9 protein-coding genes and 2 pseudogenes are annotated in these 13,184 nt (G+C 63.1%); 4 read left to right on the top strand and 7 right to left on the bottom strand.

Features of this window, described 5'->3' with window-relative positions; translation table 11 throughout:
* Nucleotides 1-47: 47 nt before the first annotated feature.
* The 5 genes and pseudogenes from gpgF to AC5O5I_RS23080 all read right to left on the bottom strand — a co-directional run.
* Nucleotides 48-1,040, bottom strand: coding sequence for a glucosaminyl phosphatidylglycerol flippase (gene gpgF, locus AC5O5I_RS23100; RefSeq protein ID WP_172285665.1), 993 nt, complete (start codon nucleotides 1,038-1,040; stop codon nucleotides 48-50).
* On the bottom strand, nucleotides 1,037-1,801 hold the full coding sequence (gene gpgD / locus AC5O5I_RS23095) for an N-acetylglucosaminyl phosphatidylglycerol deacetylase (protein ID WP_172232545.1): 765 nt from the start codon (nucleotides 1,799-1,801) through the stop codon (nucleotides 1,037-1,039). Before gpgD ends, gpgF begins: the two co-directional genes overlap by 4 nt.
* Entirely contained in the window at nucleotides 1,794-2,915 is a 1,122-nt protein-coding gene (gene gpgS, locus AC5O5I_RS23090) for an N-acetylglucosaminyl phosphatidylglycerol synthase (RefSeq protein WP_172285664.1), read from the bottom strand. Before gpgS ends, gpgD begins: the two co-directional genes overlap by 8 nt.
* Before the next feature lie 147 nt (nucleotides 2,916-3,062).
* Nucleotides 3,063-3,659, bottom strand: a pseudogene (locus AC5O5I_RS23085) (methyl-accepting chemotaxis protein); the annotation flags it as partial.
* Between the two features lie 261 nt (nucleotides 3,660-3,920).
* Nucleotides 3,921-4,937: pseudogene (locus tag AC5O5I_RS23080) on the bottom strand (cache domain-containing protein); the annotation flags it as partial.
* Between the two features lie 170 nt (nucleotides 4,938-5,107).
* Between AC5O5I_RS23080 and AC5O5I_RS23075 the strand changes: the two are divergent.
* Nucleotides 5,108-6,583, top strand: coding sequence for a helicase HerA-like domain-containing protein (locus AC5O5I_RS23075; protein ID WP_172227501.1), 1,476 nt, complete (start codon nucleotides 5,108-5,110; stop codon nucleotides 6,581-6,583).
* A 76-nt stretch (nucleotides 6,584-6,659) separates the two neighbouring features.
* On the opposite strand, the gene AC5O5I_RS23070 is transcribed toward AC5O5I_RS23075, so the two are convergent.
* Together AC5O5I_RS23070 and AC5O5I_RS23065 are read right to left on the bottom strand one after the other, a co-directional pair.
* Nucleotides 6,660-8,132: an inorganic phosphate transporter gene (locus tag AC5O5I_RS23070; protein WP_172227503.1), complete on the bottom strand. Its 1,473-nt coding sequence runs from the start codon at nucleotides 8,130-8,132 to the stop codon at nucleotides 6,660-6,662.
* A gap of 312 nt (nucleotides 8,133-8,444) precedes the next feature.
* Nucleotides 8,445-8,645, bottom strand: coding sequence for a hypothetical protein (locus AC5O5I_RS23065; protein ID WP_172227509.1), 201 nt, complete (start codon nucleotides 8,643-8,645; stop codon nucleotides 8,445-8,447).
* Nucleotides 8,646-9,077: 432 nt separating this feature from the next.
* On the opposite strand from AC5O5I_RS23065, the gene pcaR reads away from it, so the two are divergent.
* The 3 genes from pcaR (at nucleotide 9,078) to pcaF (ending at nucleotide 13,107) form a co-directional block, all read left to right on the top strand.
* Nucleotides 9,078-9,953: a pca regulon transcriptional regulator PcaR gene (gene pcaR / locus AC5O5I_RS23060; RefSeq protein ID WP_372242438.1), complete on the top strand. Its 876-nt coding sequence runs from the start codon at nucleotides 9,078-9,080 to the stop codon at nucleotides 9,951-9,953.
* A gap of 319 nt (nucleotides 9,954-10,272) precedes the next feature.
* A complete protein-coding gene (gene pcaK / locus AC5O5I_RS23055; RefSeq protein WP_172227505.1) occupies nucleotides 10,273-11,619 on the top strand; it encodes a 4-hydroxybenzoate transporter PcaK in 1,347 nt (448 codons plus the stop codon).
* Between the two features lie 282 nt (nucleotides 11,620-11,901).
* Complete coding sequence (gene pcaF, locus AC5O5I_RS23050) at nucleotides 11,902-13,107, top strand: 3-oxoadipyl-CoA thiolase (RefSeq protein ID WP_172227513.1); 1,206 nt, start codon at nucleotides 11,902-11,904, stop codon at nucleotides 13,105-13,107.
* The last annotated feature ends 77 nt before the right edge of the window (nucleotides 13,108-13,184 follow it).

The following is a 13,184-nucleotide window of genomic DNA, read 5'->3' as shown; positions in this document are numbered from 1 at the left end:
CACCGACGGTACCGATTTCCCGGGCGCTGTCGAACTCTGGCAGCAGCTCAACCCGCCTGGCGCCGCCAGCGCTCCAGCAACGGACGCGCCAGCAGGCACACAAACACCGGCCCACCCGCCAGCAGGTAGAAGTAGTAGGTAACCGCCCGCCATATCAGGATCGCCGCAGCCGCGGTCGAACTGCCCACCAGTGGCGTCAGCAGGCTGGCCGAAGTCAGCTCGGCGGCACCGGCCCCTCCCGGTAGCAGGCTGAACTGCCCTGCACTGAGCGAGAGCATCTGCACCAGGAAGCTGGGGATCCACGCCAGGTCCACGCCCAGCCCCCGCAACACCAGGTACAACACGCTGTAGCGCAGGCTCCAGTGTGCGCAGGTCAGGGTGAACACCAAGGTCAGCGTGCGCTTGGGCAGGCGCCAGGTCTGCGCCAGCGCATCAATGAAGTGCAGTACTTTGCGGGCCCAGCGGCGTTGGCGCTGTCGGCTTACGCCCAGGCGCTGCAGCAGCCTGCCGTTGACGCGCATCACCGTGCGCCGGTAGCGCAATAGCCCGATCAACCCGGCCAGCGCCGTGCACAACATTAATGCACTGCCCAGCAACATGCTCTGCTGGCTACGCCCCAGGCTGTGAAACAGCGCGTAGCCAGCAATCGCCAGCATCGCGCAGAAGAAGAACACCAGGTCGTTCAACTGGTCCATGGCGAACACTGCACCGCTGTGCGCCGGGCGTATGCGGTCGCGTGATAGCAGGGCCATCAAGGTCAACGGCCCGCCGCTGCCACCGGGCGTGGTGCAGATCGCGAACTCGGTGGCCATCACCACGCCCAGGCTGCGCAAGGGCCCCAGCCGTGCGCCATGCTGGCCGAGCAGCAGGCGCAGACGGATGGCATTGATCACCCAGCACAGCAGGATCATGCCCAGCAGGGTCAGCAGCAGTGTCGGGTCGAAGCGCTGCAGCCTCGGCAGCAGTTCGCTGCCGCCGAGCAAGGTTGGCACCAGCACCGCGCCAAGCAATGCCAGGCCGAGCCAGGCCAGGCGGTTCATGCGTTGGCCCGGCTGTCCAGCCAGGCCGACTTGGTCAGTGGTTGACGGCCTTGGGCCAGCAAGGTTTGCACGGTGTTCAGCCAGTACTCGCGGGATGTGCGGTGGCGCATGTCTACCGGGTGCAGGCCAAGGCGCAAGGTGTCGGCATCGCGCCAGCGTCGGCATTGCCAGTCGCAGAGCACTCGCGAGAGACCGCGACGCCATGCGCTGCGGGCGCTCCAGACCAGCCCCGGGGCTTCGATGGCAGTGAAATCCGGCAGCCGGTACAGGTGCTGCGGCGTGCTGGTGTAGCGCAGCGGCAGGCTGCGCAGAGCCTGGCGGGTGCCTTCGCTCATCAGCCAGGCCGGTGCGACAAAGCCCGCTACCGGCCAGCCCTGCTGGCTGAACAGCGCCAGCCCAGCTTCCAGGCGCTGCAGGGCCTGTTGCTGGTCGAGGGCATAGAACTCGCCTTCGTGGGTGTAGATGCGGCGCATGAAGTATTCGCCTGGCGTGCGCGGTGGTGGGCCGCTGTCGGCATGATAAAAGCCATGCAGGGCCAACTCGTCGCCCTGGGCCAGGCGTTGTTCCAGCAGGTGGCAGAAGGATGGCGAGCGCTGCAAGGGATTACGCTGGTGGAAGTCCGGAACCACCAGCCAGGTCATGGGGATGCCGCCGATGGCATCGATGGCCTGGACGAACGGTTGGTAGTCTGGCCAGGTCTCCGGCGCGACATCGTGCAGCACCAGCATCAGGCTGGGCGGTCCCGGCATGGGCTCAGCCATGCGCGCGGACCTGCGGCTGGTGGCCAAGCACGGCCTGGTAGTGCTGCAGCAGGCCGGCCACCACGTTGTCCCAGGAATAGTGTTGCTCCACGTGGTTGCGCGCCTGGGTGCCGAGGGTTCGCACGCCTGCCTCGAACGCTTCGCGCACGGCCGCCGCCATGGCCTGGCCATCGTTGGGGCGACACAAGCGCCCGCACTGTTCGTTGACGATTTCACTGAAAGCCCCGGCGCGCACAGCCACCACCGGCGTAGCGCTGGCCATCGCTTCGAGAATCACCAGCCCGAAGGTTTCCTGGTCGCCAGCGTGCACCAGCAGGTCGGCGCTGGCCATCAGCCTGGCCACTTCAGGCGCCGGGCAGAACCGGTTGATCACGCTGACGTTGCGCGGCACGTTGGCGGGCATATTCGAACCCACCAGCAGCAGATGATAGGGGCGGCCCAGCTGCTGCATGCAGTCGAGCAGCACGGGCAGGTTTTTTTCGCGCGAGCCGCGGCCGGCATAGATCAGCAAGCGGCTGGTGTCGGCAATGCCCAGTTCGGCGCGCAGCCGCGGGTCGCGTTGCTCGGGGTTGAAAGTGGTCAGGTCTACGCCCAAGGGTTGCACATGTACGTCGCGCACCCCCAGGCGGCGAAGTTTGTCGGCCATTACCTGGCTAGGGGCCAGCACCCGGTCGAAATTGCCATACAGTTTGCTGACATAGGCTTCGACATTGGGGGTGAACCAGTTGCCCATGCGGTTGCTGACCAGCAGCGGCAGGTCGGAATGGTAGAAGCCGATCACCGGTACGTCGAGCTGGCGACGGGCTTCGAGCGCTGCCCAGGCGGTCAGGTAGGGGTCGCCGACTTCGATCAGGTCGGGTTTGAGCGTGCGCAGCGTGTTGCACCACGGCGCCAGTCGCAGCGGGAAGCGGTAGCCTTTGCCGAATGGCAGGGGAGGGGCAGGTACCTGGTAGATACCGTCGCCGTGCTGGGCACTGGCACCGGGTATCAGCAGGCTGTGGCGTACGCCGTGGATGGCATCGAGGCGGCGGTGTTTGGCATCAAGATAGGTACGTACGCCGCCGCTGGCGGGGGCGTAGAACATGGTGATGTCGGCAATGTGCACGATCAGCATCCCTCCGGGATCGTCTTCGGGTCTGTCATCCGGCGGTTATGAGCCGGCGATGACGCGCCTTAAAGTTGACCTGTGTGAAGGATAGTTTGTTCGATCGGGTTGGGTGGCAGGACTGAAGCAAGAACTCCAGCCCTGCAGGCGACGCTGTCAGATGCGGAAACTGCCCACCAGCTGCTTCAGCCGGCCAGCCTGCTGCTCCAGGTCGGTGCACGCGCGCAGGGTGGCCTGCAGGTTCTCCACGCCTTCCTGGTTGAGCATGTTGATTTCGTTGATGTCCATGTTGATCGCTTCTACCACGGCGGTCTGCTCTTCGGTGGCGGTGGCCACCGACTGGTTCATGCCGTCGATCTCGCCGATGCGCACAGTGACGCTGTCCAGGCGTTCGCCGGCCTGGTTGGCGATCTGCACGCTGTCCTGGCTGTGGCGCTGGCTCTGGTCCATGGTCTCGACCGACTCGCGAGCGCCAACCTGCAGCTCTTCGATCATGGTCTGCACCTGCTGCGCCGACTCCTGGGTGCGGTGTGCCAGGTTGCGCACTTCATCGGCAACCACCGCAAAGCCACGGCCGGCTTCACCGGCACGGGCCGCTTCGATGGCGGCGTTCAGCGCCAGCAGGTTGGTCTGCTGGGAGATGCTGGTGATCACTTCGAGGATCTGGCCAATGTTGACGGTCTTGTTGTTCAGCGTCTCGATGTGCGCGCTGGAGCTGACGATCAGGTCGGACAGGCGGTTCATCGCCGCAATATTGCGCTCTACCACCTGCTGGCCCTCTTCGGCCAGCAGCCGCGCCGAGCTTGCGTGCTGCGAGGCCTGGGCGGCGTTGCCGGCAATTTCCTGGGCGGCGGCGCCCAGTTCGTTGATCGCGGCGGCCACGCTGTTGGTGCGGTTGGATTGCTCATCGGAATTGGTCATCGACGAGTTCGAGGCGCTCATCACCCGCAGGGCCACTTCGTTGACCTGCTCGGTGGCCGAGGACACTTCACGGATACTGCTGTGAATGCGCTCGACAAAGCGGTTGAAGGCGCTGCCCAGGATGCCGAACTCGTCGTGGTTATGGATGCGCAGGCGCTTGGTCAGGTCGCCTTCGCCTTCGGCGATGTCTTCCATGGCACGGGTCATGGTGTGCAGCGGCTGCATCAGCACGCGGATCAGCAGGCCAAGCAGGCCGATGATGATCACCACCGCCACCACCGTGGCAATCACTGCCGAGGTGCGGAAGGTGCTGAGCATCGCGAAGGCTTTGTCCTTGTCCACCGACAGGCCGATGTACCAGTTGGCCGACGGCAGCCCGGTGATCGGGGTGAAGGTCAGCAGCCGGGTCTGGCCCTCGCTCTGCACTTCGGTCAGCTCACCGGTCAATCGGGGGGTGTGCTGGGGGAACAGATCGGAGAGCGATTTCATCACCAGGTCTTGGTCCGGGTGCACCAGGATCTTGCCTTGGTCGTTGACCAGGAAGGCGTAGCCCATGCCGCCGAAGTTCAGCGAGTTGATGATCTGCACCAGCCCGTCCAGGGCCAGGTCGCCACCCACCACGCCGACACTGCTGGACACCTTGCTGAGGATGCCGATGACCGTCTTGTTGGTGGTCATGTCGATGTACGGCTCGGTCAGGGTTGCGCCGGCGGCGTTCATGCCGTCCTTGTACCAGGGGCGCGGGCGTGGGTCGTAGCCGTCGGGCATTTTCGTATCCGGGCGCACGCTGAAGCCGCCGTCGACCTTGCCCAGGTATACAGTAAGGAAGCTGGAAATCAGCGCATTCTGGCCCATCAGGTTTTCCGCATTGGCCGGGTCCTGGGCAATGTTCTGCGCCAGGTTCTCCACCAGTTTGATACGGCCTTCGAACAGGTTGCGGATGTTGGTCGAAGTGGAGGCGCCCATTTCAGCCAGATAGTTTTCCAGGTCCTCGCGGATCGCATTACGCTGGAGGTAATCGTTGTAGAGGGTGAACAGGCTGAAGGCGAGTATCACGATCAGTGATGCTGCGAAAAGAATCTTGTGGCTGAAACGAAGGCTTTTGTTCATGGCGTAATCGGTTCCGCTAAGGTTTTATATCAGGCGTTCGCACGAGTGGAGCGGCAAGGCCGTGCAACATGCCGAAAAGTCCCTTTTCGGTTGTTCCTCTCTATGTAAGGCGAATATCACCCACGGGTATCGGCCGAATTAAGCCAAAGCTTGAGTAGAGGATTAAAGAGATGTCGGAATCTTCGACCATCGTTGTAGGTGCAGGCCCGGAAGGCCAACCCGTCGGGCAAGCCATGCGGCTGGCCAATCGTCACGGTCTGGTAGCGGGTGCGACGGGTACTGGCAAGACCGTTACCCTGCAGCACCTGGCGGAAGTGTTCAGCGACGCCGGGGTGGCGGTGTTCGCCGCTGACGTCAAAGGCGACCTTTGCGGCCTGGGGGCAAGCGGTGCGCCGCAGGGCAAGGTAGCCGAGCGCATTGCCGGCATGCCCTGGCTGGGGCATACGCCCCGCGCGTACCCGGTAAGCTTGTGGGATATCGCCGGGCAGTCCGGCCACCCGCTGCGCACCACCCTCAGTGAAATGGGGCCGCTGTTGCTGGGCAACTTGCTGGAGCTGACAGACAGCCAGCAGGCGGCGCTGTATGCGGCATTCAAGGTGGCCGACCGCGAAGGCTTGCTACTGCTTGACCTCAAGGACCTCAAAGCGCTGCTCGCGCACCTGAAAGACAACCCGCAAATGCTTGGCGAAGACAGCGCGCTGATGACTTCGGGGTCTACCCAGGCCTTGTTGCGCCGCCTGGCAACTCTGGAGCAGCAAGGGGCCGAGGCTTTGTTCGGCGAACCGGCGTTGCAACTGGAGGACCTGCTGCGACCGGACGCGGACGGCCGTGGTCGCATCCACTTGCTGGATGCCAGCCGGCTGGTGCATGAGGCGCCCAAGGTCTATGCGACCTTCCTGTTGTGGCTGCTGGCCGAGTTGTTCGAGCAGTTGCCCGAGCGCGGCGACGCCGACAAACCGGTGCTGGCGTTGTTCTTCGATGAAGCGCACTTGCTGTTCAACGGTACGCCCAAGGCGTTGCAGGAGCGTCTGGAGCAGGTGGTACGGCTGATCCGTTCCAAGGGGGTGGGGGTGTACTTCGTCACCCAGTCGCCGGGGGACTTGCCGGATGCGGTGCTGGCCCAGTTGGGGTTACGTATCCAGCACGGCTTGCGGGCGTTTACTGCCAAGGAACAGAAATCCCTGCGGGCGGTGGCCGATGGCTTCCGCCCCAACCCGGCGCTCGACACCCTGGCGGTGCTGACCGAGCTGGGGATCGGTGAGGCGCTGGTAGGTACGCTGGAAGAGAAGGGCACGCCGGCCATGGTGCAGCGTGTGCTGATAGCACCGCCGCAGTCGCGGATCGGGCCGTTGAGTGCAACCGAGCGCAGTGCGCTGATTGCCGCTTCGCCGCTGGCGGGGCGTTATGACAAACCAGTGGACCGTGAATCGGCCTATGAAATGCTGACCCAGCGCAAGGGCGAGGCAGTGGAGCCGGCGCCGCAGCCCAAGGCTGATGAAGAGAGCTTTGCCGACAAGGCCGGCGAGTTTCTGCAGGGGGCGGCGGGGCAGGCGATCAAGTCGGCAGTGCGCCAGGCGGCCAACCAGTTGGGCCGGCAGTTGGTGCGCGGTTTGATGGGGTCATTGTTGGGGGGCAAGAAGCGCTAGTTTGCCTATGCCTCTTCACAGGACCAGCTAGCATGAAAAAGGCGCCCGAAGGCGCCTTGATCTATTGCTGCATCACTCAGCCAATGGCTTTGGACGCCAGCCAGAACAGGCCGGCCGCCAGGCCCATCGATGCGGGCAGCGTCAGGATCCAGGCCAGCAGGATGGTCTTCACGGTGCCGCCTTGCAGACCGCTCTTGTTGGCAACCATGGTGCCGGCAACGCCGGACGACAGCACGTGGGTGGTCGATACCGGCAGCGCGAACACGTTGGCCATGCCGATGGCGCAGGCGGCAGTGATCTGTGCCGACATGCCCTGGGCGTAGGTCATGCCCTGCTTGCCGATTTTCTCGCCAACGGTCAGCACGACGCGCTTCCAGCCGACCATTGTGCCCAGGCCCAGGGCCAGGGCAACGGCCACGATCACCCAGAACGGGGCGTATTCGGTGGTAGCGGTCAGGTCTTTGCGCAGTTTTTCCAGGTCGGCCTTTTCACGGGCGTCCAGGCCAGGCAGTTTGCCAACCTTCTTCGCCGTGTCATCCAGGCACAACAGGTAGCGGCGTACTTCGACGCGCTTGTCGGCATCCAGGCTGTGGTAGTCGGTCACGCCCTGCAGCGAGGACTGCAGCGCGGCGATGGTCGGCTCGGTCTGCTGCGGGTTGCAGCTGAACTGCTCTGGCAGGTCGCTGGACTTGGCCTTGCCCAGTGCCAGGAACTCGCCCAGCGTGCTGGCGTTGCGCTGGTAGAACTGGCTCATGTGCAGCGTGGCGTCGCGGGTGCGCTCGATCTGGTAGGTCGTGCTGTTCAGGTCGAGCACGAACTTGGCCGGCACGATACCGATCAGCACCAGCATGATCAGGCCAATGCCTTTCTGGCCATCGTTGGAGCCGTGCACGAAGCTCACGCCCATGGCCGAAACCACCAGCACCATGCGGTTCCAGAACGGCGGGTGCTTCTTGTCATCGAGCTTGCGGCGCTGCTCGGGGGTTTTGTGCATCTTCGACAGCGGGCGCCACCACTTCAGGCCGAGCAACACCAGGGCGGCAACGGCAAAGCCGGCCATTGGCGAGACCACCAGTGACATGGCGATATCGATCGCCTTCTGCCAGTTGACGCCGTCGCCCAGCGGGATGTCGTTGATCAGGGCGTTGGCCAGGCCGACGCCGAGGATGGAGCCGATCAGCGTGTGCGAGCTGGAGGCGGGGATACCAAAGTACCAGGTGCCCAGGTTCCAGGTGATGGCCGCGGCCAGCAACGAGAAGACCATGGCCAGGCCGTGTCCGGTGTTCACATTGATCAGCAGTTCGACCGGCAGCAGGTGCACGATGGCGTAGGCCACCCCCACACCGCCAAGCAGCACGCCAAGGAAGTTGAACACGCCGGAGAAGAACACGGCGAGGTGCGGTGGCATGGCTTTGGTATAGATGACGGTAGCTACCGCGTTGGCGGTGTCATGAAAGCCATTGATGAACTCGAAGGCGAGTACGAAGGTCAAGGCGAGCAGGAGGCTCACCAACACCCAGGCATCCAGTCCGCTGAATAAATCGATCATGAAGGTTGTCTGGCGGTCTTAGGGGGGCGGGATTATGCCAGAAAATGTTGGCAATCGATGCACCCGGTGCAGACCGATATCAATCTTCGTGGGCGGAACGTAATTTGCAGTGCGGTGCAGAAGGGCAGGGTAATGTCTGCTAAAAAACGCGAAAAATAGCGAAAAAAGGTGTTAAAGCAAGGAAAAATCCGACTGGCCATTATTCAAACAGTTGTATGAAATTTGTGAAATTCCATTTCATGTGAGGCCTGGCAGTAAAAATCGACCGCGCCCGGGCTGGCCGGGCGACGACGCGCTGGCGTGGCCCCGGGGTCAGGGAGCGTCGCTGCGCTGTTCCTTTTCCATACGTTCCAGTTCCTGGCTGAACGCCTGGTCGCGCACGCTGGCACGCTTGCGCCAGGGTTTGCGTTCCGGTTCCGGTTGTGCGGCGTAAGTGGTGACTTCACCACCGTAAACATCCTTGTAACGTTCAGCCTGGCGCTCGAGTTCCGCGCGCAGTTCATCTTTCGTCACATGTAGTACCTGAATGAAGTGTGGATCACTGTAGTTATGCATCGTGCAACGTGCATAGGCAACGCCAGCGTTGTGGCCGGCACATTCGATTATAGCAACCGATAATTCGGCGAACATGGTTATTTACTCCGCCCTGACATCATCAGACGCAATTAATCAACAGTGTCCGTTAACCAGGAAGCTTGCGTAGATGTTGAAACGCAAGAGCGGCAAAAGTTCGTCGCTATGGGCGGGTGCGGCCTTAACGAAAAACGGCCTCGCCGAAAGGCGAGGCCGTTGCCTGGGGACTTCTACGGTGGGTACCTGACCAGTCTCTCCAAAGAAGCCACAAGTGGCACGAGAAAGGTATAAGCAAAAGTGTCAGCGGTCAATTGCGATTATCGGCCGTTTGTTCGATAATCGCACGAACCGGCGTTTTTTTTGAGGTGTGCGATGAGTGACGAAACCTTGGGCAGCGATTCGGGCAACCCGGAGGCGGAACGGCCTGCTTCGGCTGCCATGGCGCCGCCAATCGTGGCGTCCCCGGCCAAGCGTATCCAGGCCTTTACCGGCGACCCGGATTTCATGACCTCGCTGGCACGTGGCCTCGCGGTGATCCAGGCTTTCCAGGAGCGCAAGCGCCACCTGACCATCGCCCAGATCAGCCACCGTACCGAGATCCCTCGCGCGGCAGTGCGTCGGTGCCTGCACACGTTGATCAAGTTGGGTTACGCCACCTCCGACGGGCGCACGTATTCGCTACTGCCCAAAGTGCTGACTCTTGGGCATGCCTACCTTTCGTCCACACCACTGGCCATCTCTGCCCAGCCTTATCTGGACCGCATCAGCGACCAGCTGCATGAAGCGGCCAACATGGCCACGCTGGAAGGCGACGACATTCTTTATATAGCCCGTTCGGCCACGGTGGAGCGGCTGATTTCGGTCGACCTGTCGGTGGGCGGGCGCTTGCCGGCTTATTGCACGTCGATGGGGCGCATCCTGTTGGCGGCCATGGACGACACCAGCCTGCGTGAGTACCTGGAGCGTGCCGACCTGAAGGCGCGCACCAGCCGTACCCTGCATGACCCGGAGTCGCTGTTCGCCTGCGTTCAGCAGGTGCGTGCACAGGGCTGGTGCGTGGTCGACCAGGAACTGGAGCAGGGCCTGCGCTCGATTGCGGTGCCGATCTATGACGCTTCCGGGCAGGTGTTGGCGGCCCTGAATGTAAGTACCCATGTGGGACGGGTGACGCGCAGTGAGCTGGAGCAGCGCTTCTTGCCAATTCTGCTGGCGGCCAGCCGGGACCTTTGCCATCAGTTGTTCGGCTGAGGCCGACGCGCTGCAAAGCGGCCCTGGGTCCGAACAGGTAAAACCCTTTCCTGTGCGATAAACGCACAGTGTCGTTCCGGGTGAATTGCGTCCAGCGCGCCCGCTGATTAATGTCTCTCGCAACGGTCGGCTGTGCCGACCGAACAAGAAAAACATAGAGGCACATACCATGAATACTGTCCCCTCGCTGCTGCGGCCGCACCCGCATGCAGTACCGTTGTATCCAGGCTGACGCAGGCCACATTACCTATTCATCGCTTTCTGTGCCGGCTACCCGCGTGCAGTGGCCTGGCTGTGCCCTTCATTCTGGATAACAACAATGAACCACGCGCAAAGCAACGTCGGCAAAAGCCTCGACGTCCAGTCGTTTATCAATCAGCAGCCTTTGTCCCGCTACCAGTGGCGGGTCGTGCTGCTGTGCTTCCTGATCGTCTTTCTCGATGGCCTGGACACCGCCGCCATGGGCTTCATCGCCCCGGCCCTGTCGCAGGAGTGGGGGATCGACCGGGCCAGCCTCGGCCCGGTCATGAGCGCCGCATTGATCGGCATGGTGTTCGGTGCCTTGGGTTCCGGGCCGCTGGCCGACCGTTTTGGCCGCAAGGGCGTGCTGGTGGGCGCGGTACTGGTGTTCGGCGGTTTCAGCCTGGCCTCGGCCTATGCCAGCAACGTCGATCAACTGCTGGTGCTGCGTTTTCTGACTGGCCTGGGCCTTGGCGCCGGCATGCCCAATGCCACCACGCTGCTGTCTGAATACACCCCTGAACGCCTCAAGTCGCTGCTGGTGACCAGCATGTTCTGCGGCTTCAACCTGGGCATGGCCGGTGGTGGCTTCATATCGGCCAAGATGATCCCCGCCTACGGCTGGCACAGCCTGCTGGTCATCGGCGGGGTACTGCCGTTGCTGCTGGCGCTGGTGCTGATGGTCTGGCTGCCAGAGTCGGCGCGCTTTCTGGTGGTACGCAACCGAGGCACAGACAAGATACGCAAGACCCTGGCGCCAATCGCACCGCAGGTGGTGGCCGAGGCCGGCAGCTTCAGCGTGCCGGAACAGAAGGCCGTGGCCGCGCGCAACGTGTTTGCGGTGATCTTCTCCGGTACCTACGGCCTGGGGACCGTATTGCTGTGGCTGACCTATTTCATGGGCCTGGTGATCGTCTACCTGCTGACCAGCTGGCTACCAACCTTGATGCGCGACAGCGGCGCAAGCATGGAGCAGGCCGCGTTCATCGGTGCGTTGTTCCAGTTTGGTGGCGTCCTCAGTGCCGTCGGCGTGGGCTGGGCCATGGACCGCTTCAATCCGCACAAAGTGATCGGCATTTTCTACCTGCTTGCGGGTGTATTTGCCTACGCCGTGGGGCAAAGCCTGGGCAACATCACGCTATTGGCGACCTTGGTGCTGATTGCCGGGATGTGCGTGAACGGTGCGCAGTCGGCGATGCCTTCGCTGGCGGCACGCTTCTACCCGACCCAGGGCCGTGCCACGGGTGTATCGTGGATGCTCGGCATCGGCCGCTTTGGTGCAATTCTCGGGGCCTGGAGTGGCGCGACGCTGTTGGGCTTGGGCTGGAATTTCGAACAGGTGCTGACGGCGCTGCTGGTACCCGCCGGGCTTGCTGCGGTAGGTGTGATCGTGAAGGGGCTGGTGAGCCACGCTGACGCAACCTGAAGCCTTGAAGCCGCTCCGGCCCCTGTCGGAGCGGCCTTGCGTCGCGATGGGTTGCGCAGCAGCTCCAAATGGAAATGAATAGCAGGACAACAAATGGTTCGATAACCGCCCAAATAGTCGATTATCGGATTGTAAGCTACCCGCCACCCTCCTTAATCTGAGCGCATCGAAGCACCCTGACCAGGAGCCTCCAGATGTCCGCAAATGCCCGGCTTGGCCGACACTCTGCAGACACCCCCTAACCCATACCGCCGCGGCCCACGGCCGACTGGCAGGAGAAGCCTGATGCACGATGTATTCATCTGTGATGCCATCCGTACCCCCATCGGCCGCTTCGGTGGCGCCTTGGCCGGTGTGCGCGCCGACGACCTGGCGGCGGTGCCGCTGAAGGCGCTGATCGAGCGCAACCCTGGCGTACAGTGGGACCAGGTTGACGAAGTGTTCTTCGGCTGCGCCAACCAGGCCGGTGAAGACAACCGCAACGTGGCACGCATGGCGCTGCTGCTGGCCGGCCTGCCAGAGAGCATCCCGGGCGTTACCCTGAACCGCCTGTGCGCGTCGGGCATGGATGCCATCGGCACTGCCTTCCGTGCCATCGCCAGCGGCGAAATGGAGCTGGTGATTGCCGGCGGCGTCGAATCGATGTCGCGGGCTCCGTTCGTCATGGGCAAGGCCGAAAGCGGCTACTCGCGCAACATGAAACTCGAAGACACCACCATCGGCTGGCGCTTCATCAACCCGCTGATGAAAAGCCAGTACGGTGTGGACTCCATGCCGGAAACCGCCGACAACGTGGCCGATGATTACCAGGTTTCGCGTGCTGACCAGGACGCGTTCGCCCTGCGCAGCCAGCAGAAGGCCGCCGCCGCCCAGGCCGCTGGCTTCTTTGCCGAAGAAATCGTCCCAGTGCGGATCGTGCACAAGAAGGGCGAAACCATCGTCGAGCGCGACGAGCACCTGCGTCCCGAAACCACGCTTGAGGCCCTGACCAGGCTCAAGCCGGTCAACGGCCCGGACAAGACCGTCACCGCCGGCAACGCCTCGGGCGTGAACGACGGTGCGGCGGCAATGATCCTGGCTTCGGCCGACGCGGTGAAGAAACATGGCCTGACCCCACGTGCCCGAGTGCTGGGCATGGCCAGTGGCGGTGTCGCACCGCGGGTGATGGGCATCGGCCCCGTGCCGGCGGTACGCAAGCTGACCGAGCGCCTGGGCGTGGCAGTGAGTGATTTCGATGTGATCGAGCTCAACGAAGCCTTCGCCAGCCAAGGCCTGGCGGTGCTGCGTGAGCTGGGTGTGGCCGACGATGCGCCGCAGGTGAACCCCAACGGCGGCGCCATCGCCCTGGGCCACCCGCTGGGCATGAGCGGTGCGCGCCTGGTACTGACGGCGCTTCACCAGCTGGAAAAGAGCGGTGGGCGCAAGGGCCTGGCGACCATGTGTGTGGGCGTCGGCCAAGGTTTGGCGCTGGCCATCGAACGGGTTTGAACTGTATCGGCCTCTTCGCGGGTAAACCCGCTCCCACAGGAAAAGCGTTGCCCACTGCACAATGTTGACCTGTGGCG

This window comes from Pseudomonas sp. 9_2_1, from assembly GCF_059295275.1.
This window is presented reverse-complemented; position numbering and strand designations above follow the sequence as displayed.

Excerpts from the sequence above, each read along its gene's own strand:
- pcaR (WP_372242438.1), top strand. The coding sequence starts at position 9,078 with ATGAGTGACGAAACCTTGGGCAGCGATTCGGGCAACCCGGAGGCGGAA.
- pcaK (WP_172227505.1), top strand. The coding sequence starts at position 10,273 with ATGAACCACGCGCAAAGCAACGTCGGCAAAAGCCTCGACGTCCAGTCG.
- gpgD (WP_172232545.1), bottom strand. The coding sequence starts at position 1,801 with ATGGCTGAGCCCATGCCGGGACCGCCCAGCCTGATGCTGGTGCTGCAC.
- gpgS (WP_172285664.1), bottom strand. The coding sequence starts at position 2,915 with ATGCTGATCGTGCACATTGCCGACATCACCATGTTCTACGCCCCCGCC.
- AC5O5I_RS23075 (WP_172227501.1), top strand. The coding sequence starts at position 5,108 with ATGTCGGAATCTTCGACCATCGTTGTAGGTGCAGGCCCGGAAGGCCAA.
- gpgF (WP_172285665.1), bottom strand. The coding sequence starts at position 1,040 with ATGAACCGCCTGGCCTGGCTCGGCCTGGCATTGCTTGGCGCGGTGCTG.
- AC5O5I_RS23070 (WP_172227503.1), bottom strand. The coding sequence starts at position 8,132 with ATGATCGATTTATTCAGCGGACTGGATGCCTGGGTGTTGGTGAGCCTC.